Below are 1543 nucleotides of genomic sequence, written 5' to 3' on the forward strand. Positions count from 1 at the left end.
CTAGACCCTAGACCCAATACCCGCTGTCAATCCAGTCATCTGAACTTGTTTCAACTTCTAAACGCCTTTCGCGAAAACGTCACATCGCGTCATTCTGAACTTGATTCAGAATCACGATGCTCTTTTCAGCGTTCAGCGTGTCTTAGCAAGCGGGAAGTGGCTCTTCTCGGTGAACGGAGAACCGCTCAACGGCTAACCAGTTTCTCTTGCTCTTACAAACCCCCTACCTGCTACCACCGACCACGGTTTTCCGAAATGAATTCGGGATGGCGTAGTAAGGAGTTTGAGATGAACCGTTATTGGGGTAGCGAGTTTGTCAATTTTAGAAGGTTGCATCCCTCGATTTTTAACCTCAACTGGCGAATGACGATCGGGAAATCTTGATTAGCAGATCAGTGCGGGATCTTTGGTGCGGGTTTTGAATGCTCAAAAAGATATTCTGGGCAGATGTCCAGCCCATTACACCATTCTATTGTATCGAAAGCTATTCTGGCCGAGCAGAAGATCTTTGGATCTCTCAGTTCCGCGAATCTGCCCTTGTCAAGGATTCCTTCAAGATCTATTGTCCTTTCTTCTCCATTGTTAAATTCGAGAATGAATTCATATGGCCTGCAATGCTTTATGGACTTCACTCCAATGTTCATGTCAGTACCTCCATCATCTTAGAGGATCTACTTTGAATGGAAGTTCACCATTTGTTACAAGCTTCCAGTTGGCCATTAGCTCTTCAGAATGAAGCTCAACCCATGCCTGGACGAGCCTGAGTTTCTGTTGGGGATCTCACCGCTTAGGATTTCTCCATCAGGAATTGAGACAATCGCATTATCATCCTGATAGTAGACATGTATATGAGGAGGATTGTGTTCACCGGGGGAACAATACATTCTAACTATTATCCCGTAAAACATGCTTATCGTTGGCATCTATTCTTACCTCCTCTCCCATTAGTATTATACTAGATCAAATGAAACGGTCAAGGAATCGAGGTGGTTGCCGCACTACCAAGGATATCGGCAGAAGAAATATCTGAAATGAACATGCCTGGACGCAAGGGCCTCTTCGCTGGGAAAGACACGCTCTTCGCTTCAATCTTGAAAAACCATTGTTAGTTCTTTGGTCCAGGCAGGGAACCCGTCCCTCGTCCTTCGTTGTTTGTTAGAATAATAGAGGCAGGGGATGCAACATAAGTCCAGTCCTTCGAAAGAGCCGCTGTGCGCTTAAGAACAAAAACACGCTGGTCGCCGTAAAGAACCGTCCCTCGTCCTTCAAGATCGTGGACCCGTCCTTCGATTGGATCGGAGAGCAGATCACGAAACAAGTTCGGGATGACAGTATTACTGATTGCGAAAACCTCACATCGCGTCATCTGAACTTGATTCAGAATCACGATGCTCTTTTCAGCGTTCAGTGTGTCTTAGCAAGCGGGAAGCGGCTCTTCTCGACGAACGGAGAACCTTTCAACGGCAAACCTCTTTCTCTTGCTCTTACGAACCCCCTACCTGCTACCATCGACCACGGATCCCGAAACAAGTTCGGGATGACA

General features: G+C 46.5%; 1 protein-coding gene and 1 pseudogene. Both read right to left on the reverse strand.

Going from position 1 to position 1543, the window contains the following annotated elements:
* Window positions 1–392 precede the first annotated feature (392 nt).
* Complete coding sequence (locus BG32_RS08550; RefSeq protein WP_121509626.1) at window positions 393–644, reverse strand: DUF2442 domain-containing protein; 252 nt, start codon at window positions 642–644, stop codon at window positions 393–395.
* A 13-nt stretch (window positions 645–657) separates the two neighbouring features.
* Window positions 658–923, reverse strand: a pseudogene (locus BG32_RS08555) (DUF4160 domain-containing protein).
* Window positions 924–1543: the final 620 nt, after the last annotated feature.

The sequence above is a fragment of the Mesotoga sp. HF07.pep.5.2.highcov genome, from assembly GCF_003666285.1.
GTDB classification, from domain to species: domain Bacteria; phylum Thermotogota; class Thermotogae; order Petrotogales; family Kosmotogaceae; genus Mesotoga; species Mesotoga prima.

Bases quoted from the DNA above. Each gene is read 5' to 3' on its own strand.
- BG32_RS08550 (WP_121509626.1), bottom strand. From the start codon at position 644: ATGAACATTGGAGTGAAGTCCATAAAGCATTGCAGGCCATATGAATTC.